This is a genomic window from Teichococcus globiformis, from assembly GCF_042646265.1.
Classification (GTDB): Bacteria; Pseudomonadota; Alphaproteobacteria; order Acetobacterales; family Acetobacteraceae; genus Pseudoroseomonas; species Pseudoroseomonas globiformis.
Genome location: NZ_JBHRTN010000004.1, coordinates 65778 through 82031, shown reverse-complemented (window position 1 = coordinate 82031; position 16254 = coordinate 65778). Strand labels below are relative to the sequence as shown.

At 66.7% G+C, this 16254-nt stretch carries 17 protein-coding genes; 14 read left to right on the top strand and 3 right to left on the bottom strand.

All coding sequences use genetic code 11. The features are described from left to right. Positions 1-49 precede the first annotated feature (49 nt). From ACFOD4_RS02185 to ACFOD4_RS02125, 13 genes are all read left to right on the top strand, one after another. Positions 50-781: a class I SAM-dependent methyltransferase gene (locus ACFOD4_RS02185; protein ID WP_379593151.1), complete on the top strand. Its 732-nt coding sequence runs from the start codon at positions 50-52 to the stop codon at positions 779-781. A 301-nt stretch (positions 782-1082) separates the two neighbouring features. Next, positions 1083-2024: a cytochrome c oxidase subunit II gene (coxB, locus tag ACFOD4_RS02180; protein ID WP_379593149.1), complete on the top strand. Its 942-nt coding sequence runs from the start codon at positions 1083-1085 to the stop codon at positions 2022-2024. A gap of 49 nt (positions 2025-2073) precedes the next feature. Further along, positions 2074-3684, top strand: a complete 1611-nt coding sequence (ctaD, locus tag ACFOD4_RS02175; RefSeq protein WP_379593147.1) for a cytochrome c oxidase subunit I — start codon at positions 2074-2076, stop codon at positions 3682-3684. Positions 3685-3716: 32 nt separating this feature from the next. After that, positions 3717-4652, top strand: coding sequence for a heme o synthase (locus tag ACFOD4_RS02170; protein WP_379594718.1), 936 nt, complete (start codon positions 3717-3719; stop codon positions 4650-4652). After that, complete coding sequence (locus ACFOD4_RS02165) at positions 4649-4804, top strand: hypothetical protein (RefSeq protein ID WP_379593145.1); 156 nt, start codon at positions 4649-4651, stop codon at positions 4802-4804. The genes ACFOD4_RS02170 and ACFOD4_RS02165 overlap by 4 nt, the downstream gene beginning before the upstream one ends. A 68-nt stretch (positions 4805-4872) precedes the next feature. Continuing rightward, positions 4873-5487 (top strand): cytochrome c oxidase assembly protein, encoded by a 615-nt coding sequence (locus tag ACFOD4_RS02160; RefSeq protein WP_379593143.1) that lies wholly within the window; start codon positions 4873-4875, stop codon positions 5485-5487. A 129-nt stretch (positions 5488-5616) separates the two neighbouring features. Beyond that, the gene (locus ACFOD4_RS02155) at positions 5617-6465 is read left to right on the top strand and encodes a cytochrome c oxidase subunit 3 (RefSeq protein WP_379593141.1); all 849 of its coding nucleotides are present in this window, start codon (positions 5617-5619) and stop codon (positions 6463-6465) included. A gap of 84 nt (positions 6466-6549) precedes the next feature. After that, positions 6550-7248 (top strand): SURF1 family protein, encoded by a 699-nt coding sequence (locus tag ACFOD4_RS02150; RefSeq protein WP_379593139.1) that lies wholly within the window; start codon positions 6550-6552, stop codon positions 7246-7248. Then, positions 7241-8722, top strand: coding sequence for a carboxypeptidase M32 (locus ACFOD4_RS02145; protein ID WP_379593137.1), 1482 nt, complete (start codon positions 7241-7243; stop codon positions 8720-8722). Before ACFOD4_RS02150 ends, ACFOD4_RS02145 begins: the two co-directional genes overlap by 8 nt. 66 nt (positions 8723-8788) lie before the next feature. After that, entirely contained in the window at positions 8789-9289 is a 501-nt protein-coding gene (locus tag ACFOD4_RS02140; RefSeq protein ID WP_379593135.1) for a winged helix-turn-helix transcriptional regulator, read from the top strand. Then, the gene (locus ACFOD4_RS02135; RefSeq protein ID WP_379593133.1) at positions 9282-10628 is read left to right on the top strand and encodes an MATE family efflux transporter; all 1347 of its coding nucleotides are present in this window, start codon (positions 9282-9284) and stop codon (positions 10626-10628) included. Before ACFOD4_RS02140 ends, ACFOD4_RS02135 begins: the two co-directional genes overlap by 8 nt. Before the next feature lie 92 nt (positions 10629-10720). Beyond that, complete coding sequence (locus tag ACFOD4_RS02130; RefSeq protein WP_379593131.1) at positions 10721-12145, top strand: M20 family metallopeptidase; 1425 nt, start codon at positions 10721-10723, stop codon at positions 12143-12145. Positions 12146-12158: 13 nt separating this feature from the next. Beyond that, the gene (locus tag ACFOD4_RS02125) at positions 12159-13733 is read left to right on the top strand and encodes an ABC transporter substrate-binding protein (protein WP_379593129.1); all 1575 of its coding nucleotides are present in this window, start codon (positions 12159-12161) and stop codon (positions 13731-13733) included. A gap of 68 nt (positions 13734-13801) precedes the next feature. Here ACFOD4_RS02125 and ACFOD4_RS02120 read toward each other — a convergent pair whose 3' ends face one another. From ACFOD4_RS02120 to ACFOD4_RS02110, 3 genes are read right to left on the bottom strand one after another with little or no spacing between them, the layout of a single operon-like run. After that, entirely contained in the window at positions 13802-14482 is a 681-nt protein-coding gene (locus tag ACFOD4_RS02120; RefSeq protein WP_379593127.1) for a dihydrofolate reductase family protein, read from the bottom strand. An 11-nt stretch (positions 14483-14493) separates the two neighbouring features. After that, on the bottom strand, positions 14494-14976 hold the full coding sequence (locus ACFOD4_RS02115) for a VOC family protein (RefSeq protein WP_379593125.1): 483 nt from the start codon (positions 14974-14976) through the stop codon (positions 14494-14496). Between the two features lie 32 nt (positions 14977-15008). Next, positions 15009-15431 carry a VOC family protein gene (locus ACFOD4_RS02110; RefSeq protein ID WP_379593123.1) on the bottom strand — a complete coding sequence of 141 codons (423 nt, stop codon included), beginning with the start codon at positions 15429-15431 and terminating at the stop codon, positions 15009-15011. Between the two features lie 61 nt (positions 15432-15492). Between ACFOD4_RS02110 and ACFOD4_RS02105 the strand changes: the two genes are divergently transcribed. After that, positions 15493-16182 (top strand): winged helix-turn-helix transcriptional regulator, encoded by a 690-nt coding sequence (locus ACFOD4_RS02105; protein ID WP_379593121.1) that lies wholly within the window; start codon positions 15493-15495, stop codon positions 16180-16182. Positions 16183-16254 lie beyond the last annotated feature (72 nt).

Below are 16254 nucleotides of genomic sequence, written 5' to 3'. Positions count from 1 at the left end.
GCGCGTCAGCCGCCAAGCGGCTAGCGGACAACGGGCGTGAGGGCAGGGAATGGCGACAACACTCGAAACATCGCGGGATCAGGCGGTCGATCAGACGTTGCGGGACCACCCGCGCGCGGCCTTGGACGCGGCATCGGTCCGTGACGCTTATCGCCGCTGGGCGGGTGTCTATGACGCCGTATTCGGCGGCGTTTCCGCCGCCGGGCGGCGCCGGGCCGTGGATGCGGTCAACCGCCTTTCGGGTACGCGGGTGCTCGAGGTCGGAGTGGGGACGGGCCTCGCCCTGCCGCGCTACCGTTCAGAAAAGCACGTCACCGGCATCGACCTGTCTCGCGACATGCTGCTGAAGGCGCAGGAGCGGGTTGGGCAGGAAGGCCTGCGCAACGTCGACGGGCTCCTGGAGATGGACGCCGAGTCGATGGCTTTCGCCGACGGCGCCTTCGACATCGCGGTGGCCATGTTCACCGCCTCGGTGGTGCCGGACGCAAAGCGCCTGCTGGCCGAGATGCAGCGCGTGGTGCGGCCGGGCGGACATCTGCTCTTCGTCAACCACTTCGCCGCCGAGGCCGGCCCGCGCTGGTGGGTGGAACGGACCATGGCGCCGCTGTCCCGTGTGCTGGGCTGGCACCCGGATTTTGCCTTCAGCGACCTGTTCGACCGCGAGCAGATCCAGGTCGAAGCGGTGCAGCCTTGCCCGCCGGCTGGCCTGTTTACTTTGGTTCACCTGCGCAACACCGCCCCCGGCCGTGTTGCCTTGCCGGAGCAGGCAGCGGCTGCCTGAACCTTGCTTTTCCGTGGAGCGCCAGGGGACGTGCCACAGCGCCGTCCCGCGGTTTTCCCGGACTGTGTTGAGCTTCGTCTCAGCTTCCTTTGTCCGCCCTCCCTTGTGTGCTGCCGCACCGGGCGACTATGGTCGCGATACGGAACCTTCCGGTGACGTCCGGGAGGATGGGAGGTTGAAGGGTTGGGCGCGAACCGCGCTCCACCTGGATTGGGCAGCGGTGCCGAAGGCGCCGGCGCCAGGCCAAAGGGCACATCGCCCCGCAGGCCGGCGTCAGAATGATGAGCGGACGGGATAGGGAATGCGGCGCAAGACGGTTTCGGCCTGGTTCGAGGATATGCGTGCCGGTCGCCTGGCTGGGCTGGCAGCGGGGGCGGCCTTGTTCGCCCTGGCGAGCGTCGGTGGGGCGGGGGCCCAAACCCCCACTTCGGCGGGCGCTGAACAAGGCATGGTCGGCGCGCCGCATGCCTGGGGGATCAACCTGCAGGCCGCGGCGGGGCCGATCAAGGACGCCATCCACGACTTCAACAACCTCGTTCTGTGGTTGATGATCATCATCACCGCCTTTGTCGGCGCCTTGCTGGCCTGGGTGGTGTACCGGTTCCGCGAATCGGCCAATCCGGTTCCTTCACGCACCAGCCACAACACCGCGCTGGAAATCGCCTGGACGGTGGTGCCCTGCCTCCTCCTGCTGGTGATCGCCATTCCGTCCTTCCGCCTGATCTATTACGAGGATCGGGCCGTGGATCCGACGATGACGGTGAACGTGACCGGGCGGCAATGGTACTGGCACTATTCCTACCCCGATCAAGGCAATTTCGCTTTCGATAGCTACCCGGTTCAGGAAGCCGATCTGAAGCCCGGGCAGCTACGCAACCTGGAGGTGGATGAGCCGCTGGTGGTGCCTGTCGGCCAGAACATCCGCATCATCACCAACGGGCAGGACGTGATCCACAGCTTCTTCGTCCCCAGCCTGGGCGTTCAGAAGTACACCATTCCTGGCCGCACCATGGAGACCTGGCTGCGGGCCGACCGGGCCGGCACCTTCTACGGTCAGTGCAACCAGATCTGCGGCCAGAACCACTGGTTGATGCCGATCGTGGTGAAGGCGGTACCGCAGGCTGAGTTTGACGCCTGGGCCAACAATGCCCGGCAGCGTTTCGCGGCCGAGGGGCCAGCGGCCCCGGCGCCGGCCGGTGGCCCGACCCGGTTTGCCGAGGCGGGGGCGGAGGCGCGCCGCTAAAAGGCGGCGCCAAGACGGATAAGCTCGAAAGCGGGACGGACGGACAGATATGGCGAGCGCGTCGGATACGCATGACAAACACGGCCATGGCGACCATGGTCACCATGATCACACTCCCGGCTTTGTGGCGCGCTGGTTCTTCAGCACGAACCACAAGGATATCGGCATCCTCTACCTGATCTTCGCGGTTGCGGCCGCGTTTGTCGGTGTCGGGCTGTCGCTGCTGATGCGTCTGGAACTGCAATCCCCCGGGCTTCAGTTCTTCGCCGACGGGCAGTCCTGGAACGTGGCGGTCACCGCGCATGGCGTGGTGATGGTGTTCTTCGTCATCATGCCGGCGCTGATCGGCGGCTTCGGCAACTATTTCGTGCCGATCATGATCGGCGCGCCGGACATGGCCTTCCCGCGCCTGAACAACATTTCCTTCTGGCTGCTGGTGCCGGCCCTGATGCTGGCCACCGCGAGCCTTTTCGTGGGAGGCATCGGCACGGGTTGGACGCTGTATCCGCCCCTGTCCAACAGCACCTACCAGTCAGGCATGGGCCTCGACATGGCGCTGTTCGCCCTGCACCTTGCGGGGGCTTCCTCCATCCTCGGCGCGGCCAACTTCATCACCACCATCTTCAACATGCGCGCGCCCGGCATGACGCTGCACAAGATGCCGCTGTTCGTCTGGGCGATGCTGGTGACGGCCTTCCTGCTGCTGCTGTCGGTGCCGGTGCTTGGCGGCGCCATCACCATGCTGATCACGGACCGCAATTTCGGCACGGCCTTCTTCGATCCGGCCGGCGGCGGCGACCCGGTGCTGTTCCAGCACCTGTTCTGGTTCTTCGGCCACCCCGAAGTCTACATCATGATCCTGCCCGGCTTCGGCATCATCTCGCACGTGCTGTCGACCTTCTCCAAGAAGCCGATCTTTGGCTATCTCGGCATGGCCTACGCGATGGTGGCGATCGGCGTGGTCGGCTTCGTGGTCTGGGCGCACCACATGTTCACCTCCGGCATCTCGGTGGACACGCGGGCCTACTTCATGGCCGCGACCATGATCATCGCCGTGCCGACGGGCATCAAGATCTTCTCCTGGATCGCCACCATGTGGGGCGGCTCCATCCGCTTCACGACGCCGATGCTGTTCGCTGTGGGCTTCGTCTTCCTGTTCACCGTGGGCGGCGTTTCGGGCGTGAAGCTGGCCAATGCCAGCGTCGATGTGATCCTGCACAACACCTACTACGTGGTGGCGCACTTCCACTACGTGCTGTCGCTGGGCGCGGTGTTCTCGATCTTTGCCGGCTTCTACTACTGGATCGGCAAGATGAGCGGGAAGCAGTATCCGGAGAAGTGGGGCCAGATCCATTTCTGGATGACCTTCATCGGCGTGAACCTGACCTTCTTCCCCATGCACTTCCTGGGGGCCCAGGGCATGCCGCGTCGCTACCCGGATTACCCGGACGCTTTTGCCGGCTGGAACCTGGTTGCCAGCCTCGGCGCCTATATCTCGGTGGCATCCTTCGTGGTGTTCCTGTATGTCTGCTGGCGTACCTTCACCGGGAAGCAAGTGGCCGAGGCCAATCCCTGGGGCGAGGGCGCCACGACGCTGGAATGGCAGGTTTCTTCCCCGCCGCCCTTCCACACCTTCGATGAGCTGCCCCGTATCCGCTGAGCCAAAGCAGGGCAGTTGTGAGCGAAAGTGCGATGAAAGGGGGGGGCGTTGCCCCCCTCGGCATGTCAGGCGAGATCGATGGCGGCGAGGTGCGCGACTGGATCGCGTTGCTGAAGCCGCGCGTCATGTCCCTTGTGGTGTTCACCGGAGCCTGCGGGCTTCTGGTGGCGCCCGGAACCCTTCATCCGGTGCTGGCCGTCACGGCCATCCTTTGCATCGCCATTGCCACCGGCGCCTCGGGTGCCATCAACATGTGGTATGACCGAGACATCGACGCGGTGATGCGCCGCACCGCAGGGCGGCCCATTCCGGCTGGTCGCATCCAGCCCGGCGCGGCACTGAGCTATGGCGTGTTTCTGGCCATTGCCTCTGTGGTGGTTATGGGGCTCGCCACCAATCTCGTGGCCGCCACCGTGCTGGCCATGGCTATCGGCTTCTACGTCTTCATCTACACCATTTGGCTGAAGCGCCGGACACCGCAGAACATCGTCATCGGCGGCGCCGCAGGGGCATTCCCGCCCATGATCGGCTGGGCCGCCGTGACCGGGCAGATTTCCGTCGAAGCAGTGCTGATGTTCGCCATCATCTTCTTCTGGACGCCGCCACATTTCTGGGCGCTGTCGCTCTTCGCCTCCGGCGATTACGAGCGTGCCGGCGTGCCGATGCTGCCTGTGGTGTCCGGGGCCAAGGAAACCCGCCGGCAGATCTGGCTGTATTCCCTGCTGCTGGCGCCGCTGGGCGTGGTGCCGACGCTGATCGACATGGCGAGCTGGTCCTATGGCGTGGTCGCCACCGCACTCGGCGCCTGGTTTCTCCACGCCATGTGGAAGGTGAGGACGGATGCACAGGATGAGGCCGGTCGCAGCCTGACCAATGATGCTCCGGCGCGTGCCGGCTTCAAGTTCTCCATCCTGTATCTGTTCGTGCTGTTCGCGACGCTGGCTGCCGACATCCTGGTGCGCGGATGAAGAACGGCAATGCACCTTCCGGCATGAGCGAGGCGGAGAAGCAGACCTTCATCCGCCGTCGGCGCGGCCGCAATCTGGCCATGCTGTTCGCCCTCATCGGGCTTGTTGTTCTGTTCTATTTCATTGCTCTCGCGAGGATGCAGGTCAGCTGAGAGAGCGTGGCGACCGGTCGCCTGAACTGGGTGGAAGGTCCACATCAGCCTGAGGGAGAAGCAAGCACATGCCGGTGAATGATCCGGAACTGGCCCGCCGCAACCGCCGGGTCGCGCTCGGTGCCGGTGCCGTGGTAGCCGGCATGCTCGGGCTCTCCTTTGCCGCCGTGCCGCTGTACTCCCTGTTCTGCGCTGTCACCGGCTATGGCGGAACGCCGCAGATCGGCGGTGGACCAGCCCCGGGTGTCACGGGAAAAACCGTGACGGTGCGGTTCAACGCCAACACGAGCCCGGGGCTTCCCTGGCGCTTCCAGCCTGGACAGAACAGCATGGAGGTTCCGGCAGGGCAGGATGCCATGGCGTTCTACACGGCGGAAAGCCGTATCGACGGGCCGAGCACTGGCATCTCCACCTACAATGTCACGCCTGAGGTGGCAGGCCCCTACTTCCACAAGGTCCATTGTTTCTGCTTCGACGAGCAGACCCTCGCTGCCGGACAACAGGTGGAGATGCCACTCTCCTTCTGGATCGATCCCAAGATCGCCGATGATCCCAACACGCGGAACATCCACACCATCACCCTGAGCTATACCTTTTTCCGTACGCTGGCCGATGCGGAGAAGGCCGGCGCGCTGGCCAAGGCCGGCCCCCATGTGGGGCGTCGCGGGGATGCGACGCCCTGATGCGTCCCGCACCGATGATCGCCAGCTCTTGATCCAGGGGGCGATTTCGGGATTGATGGCAACGGGACTGCGGGACCTCATGAGGCCCGATGAAGAATTCGACCCCCTGAAGCGAACCGGGAAGCGTTTATGTCGAGCAGCAACGTGACGGTGGAGGCGGACGTTCCGCCCCCCAACAAGCACCCCTACCACCTGGTGGATCCAAGCCCGTGGCCCTTGGTGGCTTCGCTCGGGGCCGGTCTGATGCTGTTCGGCATCATTCTCTTCGCCCATCACAACGTCCACTGGGTGTTCGGAGTGGGGCTGCTCATCGTGCTGGCCACGATGTTTCTGTGGTTCCGCGATGTGGTCCGCGAGTCGCGCGTTCCCGGGCTGCACACGCCGATCGTTCGCCTCGGCCTGCGCTACGGGATGTTGCTGTTCATCGCTTCGGAGGTGATGTTCTTTGTCGCCTTCTTCTGGGCCTATTTCCACTTTGCCCTGTATCCGGAGCATGTGTCGGGCGCTGCCAAGGCGGTCTGGCCGCCGGCCGGCATCACCACCTTCGATCCCTTCCATCTGCCGCTGCTGAATACGCTGATCCTGCTGCTCTCCGGCACCACGGTCACCTGGGCGCACCACGCACTGCTGGAGAATGATCGCAAAGGTCTGGTGCAGGGCCTCGGGCTGACCGTTCTGCTCGGGATGATGTTCACCTTCTTCCAGGTGGTGGAGTATGCCGAGGCTCCCTTTGCCTTCGCCGGCGGCGGCATCTATCCATCGGTCTTCTTTCTGGCCACCGGCTTCCACGGCTTCCACGTCATCATTGGCACGATCTTTCTGGCGGTGTGCTGGTTCCGCGCCCGCGCAGGCCAGTTCACGCCGCAGCGCCATTTCGGCTTCGAGGCGGCCGCCTGGTACTGGCACTTCGTGGACGTGGTGTGGTTGTTCCTTTTTGTCTGCGTGTACGTGCTCGGCGCCGGCCCCACGGCCCACTGAGCCTGCTGCCATCCAGCCGATCGGCCCCGCCCCGCAAGGGGCGGGGCCGTCGCGTATCTGGCCCCTTCGTTCCGGAACTCCCGCATGACGCCGAGGCCGCGCTGGCGCCGCCTGCTGATCCCCTTTCTCGCCACTTTGCCCGTTCTGCTGATCCTGCTCGGACTGGGCACCTGGCAGGTGCAGCGGCTGCAGTGGAAAACCGCTCTGCTGGCCGATTTCGCGGCAGCCGAAGCCGCTCCGGCTTTGCCGATCGGGCCGGCTCCGTCCGCCTGGACCAAGGTGTTCGCCACAGGCCGCTTCCTGCACGAACGGGAGGCGCTGCTGGGCATCGAGGTGCGGAACCAGGTGATGGGTGCGAATCTGGTGGTGCCGCTGCAGCGTGAGGGTGCGCCGCCCCTCTTGGTAAATCGCGGCTGGGTTCCACTGGAGCGGCAGGCGCCGCTGCAACGCCCGGAAGGGCAGGTGCGGGTGGAAGGCTATGTGCGGCCCAGCGACTCCGCGAGTTGGGTGTCAGCAACCGACGATCCTTCGGCGCGCCGCTTCTATACCTTCGACACGGCCCTGATCGGCGCGGCGCTAGGGCTCGACCGGGCGGAGCCCTTTGCCCTGGTGGCGCTGGGCCCTGCCGGTGGTCCGCTGCCATGGCCGGCGCCGGCAATGCCACGTCCCGCCAACAACCACCTGGGCTATGTGATCACCTGGTACGGACTTGCCTTGGCGCTGGTCGGGGTGTTCATCGCCTGGGCCCGAACCCGGCTAAAGGAAACTGCGCTGCATGAGTGATGCCGCCTATCAGCGCCTGAAGGCGCGCTTCGCCCGGATCGCGGTACTGGGTGAGGCTCAGGCCATGCTGCATTGGGACGCCGCGGCGGTGATGCCGCCCGGCGGCGCGGCCGCCCGCGGCGAGCAACTCGCCACACTGGCAGGCCTTTCGCACGAGTTGATGACGGAACCGGGCATGGCGGCCGATCTCGCGGAAGCAGATGCGGCGGGCGAATGGGATGGCGCCAATCTGGAGCTGATGCGGCACGCCCAGGCCCGCGCCACCGCATTGCCGACCGGCCTCGTGGAGGCCAGCGCCCGTGCCAACGCCGCCTGCGAGACGGTCTGGCGTGAGGCCCGTGCACAAGCGGATTTCACCCGCATCGCCCCCTTCCTTGCCGAGGTGGTCAAGCTGCAGCGGGAAACAGCGGCGGCGCTTTCTGCGGCCATGGGCCTCTCGCCCTACGATTCGCTGATGGAAGGCTATCAGCGCGGCATCGGCAGCGCCGATGTGGAACCCATCTTCGCCGCCTATGAAGCCTTCCTGCGGGACGCCCTGCCGCGCGCCGAGGAACGCCAGGCCCGTCAGCCCGCACCGCTGGAGCCGAATGGCCCCTTCGCGGCAGTGACCCAGCAGGCGCTGTGCCGGGAGATGGCCCAGCGCGCCGGACTGGACTTCGCCCATGCGCGGCTAGATGAAAGCCTGCATCCCTTCTGCGGCGGCACGCCTACCGATGTGCGGATCACCACGCGCTACGACACTGACGCTTTTGCCCAAGCATTGCTGGGCGTGCTGCACGAAACCGGCCATGCCCTTTACGAGCGCGGCCTGCCGGCGGAGCATGCCCGGCAGCCGGTGGGCGAGGCGGCCGGCATGGCGGCTCATGAGTCGCAGAGCCTGATCATCGAGATGCAGGCCAGCCGGTCGGATGCCTTTCTGTCCTTTCTGGGTCCTAAGCTGCACGCCGCCTTCGGCGGTGATGCCGCGCCCTACGCACCGGAGAATCTCGGGCGGCTTTGGCGGCGGGTGCGACGCGGCTTCATCCGGGTGGATGCGGATGAGCTGACCTACCCCGCCCATGTGATCCTGCGCTTCCGGCTGGAGCGGGCGCTGATTGGCGGCGAACTGGCGGTGGCCGACCTGCCAGAGGCGTGGAATGAGGGCTTTGCGGCCCTTCTCGGCATCACTCCGCCCGACGATGCCAAGGGGTGCCTGCAGGACATCCACTGGCATGACGGCGCCTTCGGGTACTTCCCATCCTACACGCTGGGGGCCATGGCGGCGGCCCAGCTGATGCGCGCGGCGCGCGGCGCGGTGCCGGGGCTGGACCACGCGCTGGCCAAGGGCGACATGTCGCCGCTGACCGGCTGGCTGCGCCTGCATGTGCACGGGCAGGGTTCACGGCTGGGCTTCCAGGATCTGCTGCGCGAAGCCACCGGCAAGCCGCTCGATCCCGTGGATTTCACCCTGCACCTGACGGAACGCTATCTCTGATCCAGGCGCTTGCATCCTCTCCTCCCGAAATGCTTGCATGATGCAAGTTTTTGGGGCGGAGGATTTATGGTCCAGATCGACTTCACCCGCATGCGCTGCCCTGTCGCGCGCTCGATGGCCGTGCTTGGCGAGCGATGGGCCCTCCTGGTTCTGCGGGAAGCCTTCTATGGCACCACGCGTTTCGACGAATTCGAGCGCAATCTGGGCGTCGCATCCAACATCCTGAGCGCCCGGCTGGCCCGGCTGGTGGAGCACGGCCTCCTGGAACGGGTGCTGTTGTCGGGCGGCGGCCGCCATGCCTACCGGCTGACGGAAAAGGGCCGCGACTTCTTTCCCGCCTTTGTGGCTCTGAAGCACTGGGCCGACCGCTGGATGGCCGAGCCGGAAGGCGCGCCGGTGCTTCTGGTGGAGGTGGAAACCGGTGCCGAGGTGGTACCCCCGCCGCTCACCGGCCGTTCGGGTGCGCCGCTGCGGCCGGAGCAGGTGCGGCCCCGGCCGGGGCCCGGGGCCGGACCGGAGTTGCGGTCGCGCCTGGATGCTTTGCTGGGGGAGGGGACGAATGGCTGACGTCCTGGCTGTGTCCGCCGCTCCGCAGTCTTCCGCCATGCTGTTGAGGCGCATTCTGGCGCTGGCGGCGCCCACCAGTCTGGTCGCCATGCTGCAGGTGGCGGCGCAGCTTGGCGAAACCTGGCTTGCGGCGCGGCAGGGTACCGCCGCGCTTGCCGGCTGGGCGGTGGTGCTGCCCTTCTCCCTGCTGATGCAGCAGATGTCGGCAGGCGCCATGGGCGGCGGGGTCGCCTCCTCCGTGGCCCGAGCTCTCGGTGCGAAACGTCCTGATGAGGCTTCTGCGCTGGTTCTGCATGCCGTGCTGATCGCACTCGCGGCCGCCGCCCTGTTCGCGCTGGTGCTGGGGGCGGTGCCCGGCGTGGTGCTCGGCTGGATCTCGCCCGCCGCCGCCGAGGCGGCGACGCCTTATGCGGCATGGCTGTTCGGCGCCGGCGCCGTGCCGGCCTGGCTGGCCAATACGCTAGCTTCGGTGCTGCGCGGCGGCGCCCGCCACGGCCTGGCGGCGCGGGTGCTGGCCCTGGCCTGGGCCGGCTTCCCTCTGCTGGGCTGGCTGTTCGCCGAGCCGCTCGGCTTCGGCCTGGCGGGACTTGGCATCGGTTTCGCCGCCGCCTTCTGGATCGCCGCCGTGGCCATGGCGATCGTTGTGCTGCGGGGGGGCGCTGGCTTCGCGCCGCGCCTGCGCATCCGGCCGGAGAGCGCCTTGTTCGGCCGTATCCTGCGGGTGGGCCTGGTGGCCTCGGCGCTGGCGGCGCTGGCCAATCTCACCACCATCCTGGTGACGGCGCAGCTTGCCGCGTATGGCCCCGCGGCCATCGCCGCCTACGGCATCGCCGCGCGGCTGGAGTTTCTGATGATCCCCCTGGCCTTCGGCATTGGCTCGGCGCTGACGGCGCTTGTCGGCCGTGCCGTGGGCGCCGGCGACTGGCCGCAGGCGCGGCGTATCGCCTGGCTGGGGGGCATTCTCACCCTGGGCCTCGCCGGACTGGCCGGAATGGCGGTCGGGTTGGCACCAGACCGCTTCGCCACCGCCTTCAGCGCCGACGCCGCCGTGGTGGCGGTGGCGGCGCGTGGCCTCGCCTTCACCGGTCCAGCCTTTGCCGGCTTCGGTCTCGGCATGGCCCTGTACTTTGCCGCCATGGGCGCGGGGCGGATGCGGGGACCGTTCCTGGCCGCGCTCAGCCGCGTGGGCCTGGCCGTGGGCGGCGGCTGGTTGTTGGCCGGGCCGCTGGGGCTCGGGCTGGATGGGCATTTCCTGGGTGTTGCCCTCGGGATTACCGCCTATGGCCTGGTCACCGCCCTGTCGGTGCGGCCAGGTGTGTGGCCGGGGCCGGCGCGATGAGCCTTTGCATGTCTGCGGAATTCGAGCTCTGCTCCCTGGCGCTGTGAACGCCGCTGCCGATAAAAAGTGTTTTTTGGCCGCGGGAGTTCGCGATGCGGAATGACGAAGCCATCTGGCACCGGGTGGAACAGAAGCGCGCTCGCTTCTCGGAACTGAGCGACCGCGTCTGGGGAACCCCCGAGCTGAACTACGCCGAGCACCGCTCGGCCGCCGCCCATGCCGAGGCGCTGCAGGCCGAAGGCTTCCGCGTCACGCAGGGCATCGCCGGCATCCCCACGGCCGTGATGGGCGAGGCAGGGGAGGGTGGCCCTGTCATCGCCATCCTGGGCGAGTATGATGCGCTGCCAGGTCTTTCCCAGCAGGCAGGTGTCGCGGAGCACCGGCCAATGGAAGCGAATGGCAGTGGCCATGGCTGCGGGCACAACCTGCTCGGTGCCGCCTCGATGCTGGCGGCGTCGGCGGTGAAGGACTGGCTGGCGGAGCAGGGCATCGCCGGGCGTGTCCGCTACTACGGCTGCCCCGCCGAGGAAGGCGGCTCCGCCAAGGGCTTCATGGTGCGAGACGGTGCCTTCGACGACGTGGACATCGCCATCTGCTGGCACCCGGCGGCGTTCTCCGGCGTCAACAAGCCGCGCTCGCTGGCCTGCATGGAAGTGGATTTCTCCTTCACCGGCCGTTCGTCGCATGCCGCCGCCGCGCCGCATCTGGGCCGTTCTGCGCTCGATGCGGTGGAGCTGATGAATGTTGGCGTCAACTACATGCGTGAACACATGCCGAGCCATGCGCGCATCCATTACGCGTTGCAGGATGCCGGCGGGATCGCCCCCAACGTGGTGCAGGGCCAGGCGCGGGTACGTTACCTGGTGCGCTCGCAAACCATGGCCGAGGTGCTGGCGCTGCTGGAGCGGGTGAAGAAGATCGCCCAGGGCGCCTCGCTGATGACGGAAACAGGGGTGTCGCACCGCGTTCTTTCCGCCGATGCCGAGCTGGTCGCCAACCATCCGCTGGAAGCCCTGATGGAAGCGAATTTCGAACGGCTCGGCCCGCCGCGCTTCGACGAGGCGGACAAGGATTTCGCACGTGCCATCCAGAACACCTGCACGCCGGACGAGATCGCCGCGGCGTATGCCCGTGCCGGCCTTGCCCCGCAGCCGGGCGAGGTGCTGGCTGAACGGCTGGTGCCGCTTTCAGCGCCGGAGCCTGCTGGCGTGGGCTCCACCGATGTCGGCACAGTGTCGTGGAGGGTGCCGACCGTGCAGGCGCGCGGCGCCACCTACGCCATTGGCACGCCCGGCCATTCCTGGCAGCTCGTCGCCCAGGGAAAGGCCCCCGCCGCGCATAAGGGGCTGGAGCATGTGGCCAAGATCATGGCCGGCACCGCCGCCGATCTGTTGGCCGACCCGGAGCTGATCGTACGGGCCAAGGCCGAGCACGCCGTCCGCACCGCCGATATGCCCGACATCTTCCCCATCCCCAAGGACGTGCCGCCGCCGCTCGACATGGCCGGCGGGCATTGAAAGGGATCGCCGCATGAACGCTTTCCATTTTCGGGCAGCCGCGCTGCTGTTCGCCGCGCCGCTGCTCGCCGGCACCGCCCGCGCGGAGAACCTGACGATCGGGTTGTCCGCACCGGTCACCTCCATCGATCCGCATTTCGCCAACGCGGCGCCGAACTCCGCCTTCGCGCGCCACATCTTCGACCCGTTGACGGTGCGTGCGCCGGATGGCCGCCCCATGCCCAATCTGGCGACGGAATGGACCGCGCTGTCCGACACGCAGTGGGAGTTCAAGCTGCGCCCCGGCGTGAAGTGGCATGACGGTCAGGACTTCACTGCGGCTGACGTCATCTTCTCCTATGAGCGCGCGCCCAAGGTGCCTAACAGCCCTGCCAGCTTCAGCACCTCGCTCCGCACCGTGACCAAGGTGGAGGCGCCCGACCCGCTGACCCTGCACATCACCACCTCGGCTCCCACGCCCAACCTGCCGATCGACCTCGGCGCCATCGCCATCGTATCGCGCCATGCCGGGGAGAACGCCACCACCGCCGATTATAACAGCGGCAAGGCGGCGATCGGCACCGGGCCCTACCGGCTTCTGAGCTATAGTTCGGGCTCCTCCATCGAGGTCGCGCGGAACGAGCAGTATTGGGGCGAGAAGCAAAGCTGGGAGCGGGTGAATTTCCGCATCATTCCCAATCCCGGCGCTCGCACCGCTGCCCTGTTGTCCGGCGATGTCGACCTGATCGCGGCGCCGCCTGCCACGGATCTGCCGCGCCTGCGGGGCGAGGCGAGTATCCGGATCTTCGAGCGCCAGGGCTCCCGCGCCCTGTTCCTATCTCCGGATTTCAGCCGCACGGGGTCGGCGCCCTTTATCACCGACAATGATGGCCGGCCGTTGCCGAAGAACCCGCTGCTGGACCTGCGGGTGCGGCAGGCGCTGTCCATCGCGATCAACCGCCAGGGTCTGGCGGAGCGCGTGCAGCAGGGCATGGCCGAGCCCACGGGGCAATGGATGCCGCCCGGTGCCTTCGGCTACAACAAGGATGTGGGCGTGCCAGCCTATGACGTGGCGAAAGCGCGCGCCCTGCTCGCCGAGGCCGGCTATCCGCAGGGCTTCCGCATCACGCTGCACGCCAGCAACGACCGCTACCCGGCCGATGCGCAGACCGCCCAGGCCGTGGCGCAGATGTGGAGCCGCATCGGTGTCGGCACCACGGTCGAGGCGCTGCCCTTCGCGACCTACCTCACGCGGCTGGCGAAGCAGGAATATTCCATGGTGCAGAACAGCTGGGGTTCCACCACCGGGGAAGCCGGCAGCGTGCTGCTGAACATCGTGCACAGCTTCGACGCGGCCAAGCGTCTCGGCGCCAGCAACGATACGCGCTTCAGCAATCCGGAGCTGGATGCGCGGATCGCCGAGGCGCTGTCCACCATGGAGCCGGCGGAACGCGAGAAGCTGGTGGCCGCCGCGGTGGCGGAGTCGGTGCGGGAACTGGCGCTGATCCCCATGGTGATGTTCAAGAACGCCTGGGCCGCGCGCCGGCCGCTCACCTACGAGCCGCGCATGGATGAATGGACGCTGGCGATGGGCGTCGGACGCCCTTGAGGGTCCCCGGGGCCGGCAGGTCAGCCCCGTGGCGCGTCAGCGAAGTCCGGGCTCATGGCGGGGAGAGTTCAACCCTCTCCGGCCAGACTGGCCCGACGTGCCAGTTCCTCCGCCGAGGGTTCGTCCATGGCGAAGCTGCCAGTCTGGATGGCGCCGCGGCGTTTGTGCACGGTCATTACCACGCCGGTTGGCCCGACCTCCGCTCGCGTCAGGCTCAGGCTGCACGGTGCCGCCGCTTCGGTGAACAGCCGCTTACCGCGCCCGAGAATCACGGGAAAGGTCAGCAGGCGAAGCTCGTCGATCAGGTCGTGCTGCAGCAGCGCGTGGACCAGCTCGCTGCTGCCCTGGGTCAGCAGCACCGGTCCGTCCTGCTGCTTCAGCTTCGCCACCTCCACAACAGGGTCTCCGCTTAGCGCCACCGAGTTCGTCCAAGTCAGGCGCTGCGGCGAGCGGGTGGCGACATACTTGGTGGCCCTGGTCAGCATGGCGCCCATGGGGTCGTCGTTCCCCACATGCGGCCAGTGGGCAGCGAAGATTTCCCACGTCCGGCGTCCCAGCAGCAGATCAAAGGGCGGCGTGAAGATCTCGCCCATGAAGGCGCCGAGCTTTTCCTGCCCCGCCGGTTCGTTCCAGTAGGGAGCGGTCCAGCCGCCAAAGGCGAAGCCGCGGGAGGGATCTTCCTCCGGTCCGCCGGGCGCCTGCATGACGCCATCCAGGCTGATGAAGGCGGCGGTGATGAGCTTTCTCACAGCGCTCCTCCTCAACCGGCATGGGCGGCTTGCAGGGCCGCGATGTCGAGCTTGATCATGCCCATCATGGCGGACATGGTCCGGTTGCGGGCGTCCGGATTCATGTCCTGGATCAACTCCGGCATGATCTCCGGCACCACCTGCCAGGACAGGCCGTAACGGTCGGTTAACCAGCCGCATTGCACCGGCTGGCCACCATCGAGAAGGCGAGACCAGAAGAAGTCCAGCTCATCCTGGTCGACACAGGATACCGACATGGAGATCGCCGGATTGAAGGCATAGGCCGCACCGCCGTTCAGCGCCAGAAAGGGCAGGCCGGCCAGGTCGAACTCCACCGTGAGCACCGTACCGTCCGGAAGCGGCATGTTGGGGCCGTAATGGGTGACGCGGCCGATGCGCGCCGGCTTGCCGGCCTCGTGGAACAGCGCGGTGTAGAACTCGGCCGCTTCCAGCGCTTGGCGGTCGAACCACAAGCAGGGAGTGATCTTGGTCATGACGATTCCTCCTTTCGCGCTTTGTATCGGCTTCAGCCCTGGGTCATCGTCCTCTGGGCCGCTTCCATGTCCATGAACATGACCTCGAAGATATGCCCGTCGAGGTCCTCATAGCTGCGGCCGTACATGAAACCGAAATCCTGCGGTGCGTTCGGGTCGGCCTTGCCACCGGACTCGGCGGCCTTGGTCACGATCGCATCGACATCCTCCCGGCTGGCGGCGGAGATGCAGATCAGCATCTGGGCAGTGGCATGGGCGTCGGCGATGGGCCGCTTGCAGAAGAAGCTGAACTTCTCATGCGTCAGCAGCATCACATGGATGGTTTCTGAGAGCACCATGCAGGCCGCAGTATTGTCGGTGAACTGCGGATTGTTGGTGAAGCCGACGCGCTCGTAGAACGCCATCGACGCCGAAAGGTCGGCAACAGGAAGGTTCACGAAGATCAGCTTGGACATCGGAGCGTTTCCCTCGGGGTTGGCTTGCGATCTGTGCCGGAAGTAGTTAATAAAAGCAACTATGAAGTCAGAAAAAATAACAAAAGAGTCGCCCCGTCGTAGCTGGTACAAGGATGCCTGCGCCGCGGCTCATGCACTCGACCTGCTGGGTGAGCGATGGGCGCTGCTGGTGATGCGCGAGCTGATGTTTGGTCCGCGTCGTTTCGGGGAAATCCGTGCCAACCTGCCCGGCATCAGCGCCAACGTTCTGACGCAGCGGTTGGAAGGTCTGGAAGAGGGCGGCGTGATCCGCCGCCGCCGCCTGCCGCCACCGGCCTCGGCGCAGGTTTACGAACTGACCGAATGGGGGTTGGAAAGTGAGCCTATCTTCCAGGCTCTGGGCCGGTGGGGCGCGCGCTCGCCGTTGCACGATCCGGCAAAGCCCTTCAGCGCCGCCTCCCTGCTGCTGTCAATGCGCACCATGCTCGAACCGGACCGGGCGGCGGGGCTGACGGCCCGCATCGGCCTGCGCCTCGGAGCCGAGGATTATGGAGCGGTGCTGAAGGAAGGCCGCATCACCATCACCACTGGGCCGATAGAGCGGCCCGATCTGGTGCTCGGCGGTCCGCCACCCGTCTTGGCGGCCCTGCTTTATGGCGGGCAGGCACTGGAGGCGCTGGAAGCCAGCGGGGCGATCCAGGTCACCGGCGACCGCGATCTTGCCCGGCGTCTTCCGGCCCTGTTTCCGCTGCCCGCGCGCAGTGGTGGCTGAAGGCTATTTCGCTTTACGGCGAAGGGGTCGCCGTGCTGGTTTGCGGCGAAATGAGGAGAGCTGCCTTTGCGC

What these genes read in the sequence shown, in the direction of transcription:
- ACFOD4_RS02185 (WP_379593151.1), top strand. Translation starts at nt 50, where the DNA reads ATGGCGACAACACTCGAAACATCGCGGGATCAGGCGGTCGATCAGACG.
- coxB (WP_379593149.1), top strand. Translation starts at nt 1,083, where the DNA reads ATGCGGCGCAAGACGGTTTCGGCCTGGTTCGAGGATATGCGTGCCGGT.
- ctaD (WP_379593147.1), top strand. Translation starts at nt 2,074, where the DNA reads ATGGCGAGCGCGTCGGATACGCATGACAAACACGGCCATGGCGACCAT.
- ACFOD4_RS02170 (WP_379594718.1), top strand. Translation starts at nt 3,717, where the DNA reads ATGAAAGGGGGGGGCGTTGCCCCCCTCGGCATGTCAGGCGAGATCGAT.
- ACFOD4_RS02165 (WP_379593145.1), top strand. Translation starts at nt 4,649, where the DNA reads ATGAAGAACGGCAATGCACCTTCCGGCATGAGCGAGGCGGAGAAGCAG.
- ACFOD4_RS02160 (WP_379593143.1), top strand. Translation starts at nt 4,873, where the DNA reads ATGCCGGTGAATGATCCGGAACTGGCCCGCCGCAACCGCCGGGTCGCG.
- ACFOD4_RS02155 (WP_379593141.1), top strand. Translation starts at nt 5,617, where the DNA reads ATGTCGAGCAGCAACGTGACGGTGGAGGCGGACGTTCCGCCCCCCAAC.
- ACFOD4_RS02150 (WP_379593139.1), top strand. Translation starts at nt 6,550, where the DNA reads ATGACGCCGAGGCCGCGCTGGCGCCGCCTGCTGATCCCCTTTCTCGCC.
- ACFOD4_RS02145 (WP_379593137.1), top strand. Translation starts at nt 7,241, where the DNA reads ATGAGTGATGCCGCCTATCAGCGCCTGAAGGCGCGCTTCGCCCGGATC.
- ACFOD4_RS02140 (WP_379593135.1), top strand. Translation starts at nt 8,789, where the DNA reads ATGGTCCAGATCGACTTCACCCGCATGCGCTGCCCTGTCGCGCGCTCG.
- ACFOD4_RS02135 (WP_379593133.1), top strand. Translation starts at nt 9,282, where the DNA reads ATGGCTGACGTCCTGGCTGTGTCCGCCGCTCCGCAGTCTTCCGCCATG.
- ACFOD4_RS02130 (WP_379593131.1), top strand. Translation starts at nt 10,721, where the DNA reads ATGCGGAATGACGAAGCCATCTGGCACCGGGTGGAACAGAAGCGCGCT.
- ACFOD4_RS02125 (WP_379593129.1), top strand. Translation starts at nt 12,159, where the DNA reads ATGAACGCTTTCCATTTTCGGGCAGCCGCGCTGCTGTTCGCCGCGCCG.
- ACFOD4_RS02115 (WP_379593125.1), bottom strand. Translation starts at nt 14,976, where the DNA reads ATGACCAAGATCACTCCCTGCTTGTGGTTCGACCGCCAAGCGCTGGAA.
- ACFOD4_RS02110 (WP_379593123.1), bottom strand. Translation starts at nt 15,431, where the DNA reads ATGTCCAAGCTGATCTTCGTGAACCTTCCTGTTGCCGACCTTTCGGCG.
- ACFOD4_RS02105 (WP_379593121.1), top strand. Translation starts at nt 15,493, where the DNA reads ATGAAGTCAGAAAAAATAACAAAAGAGTCGCCCCGTCGTAGCTGGTAC.